The organism is Citrobacter sp. TBCS-14 (assembly GCF_005280805.1).
Classification (GTDB): domain Bacteria; phylum Pseudomonadota; class Gammaproteobacteria; order Enterobacterales; family Enterobacteriaceae; genus Citrobacter; species Citrobacter gillenii.
Map to the genome: position 1 here is coordinate 284 of NZ_SZWM01001258.1, position 229 is coordinate 512.

General features: G+C 47.6%; 1 protein-coding gene. It reads left to right on the forward strand.

What is annotated here, in order from left to right:
• On the forward strand, positions 1-229 hold a 229-nt coding region (locus FDX22_RS32295; RefSeq protein WP_304571832.1), incomplete at both ends, for a YbaK/EbsC family protein.

Genomic DNA, 229 nt, shown 5'->3' on the forward strand with positions numbered 1-229 from the left:
GTCACTAAAGGTGAAAAACGACATTATCCTGATCGTCGCCAGAGGAGATGCTCGCCTCGATAATAAAAAACTGAAAAATACATTTGGCGCCAAAGCGCGCATGCTGAGTAGCGATGAAGTAGTCAACGCAACAGGTCATCCCGTAGGAGGCGTATGTCCTTTCGGGTTGGAGACACCCATATCGGTGTACTGTGATGTCTCGTTGAAACACTATACAGAAGTGCTCCCT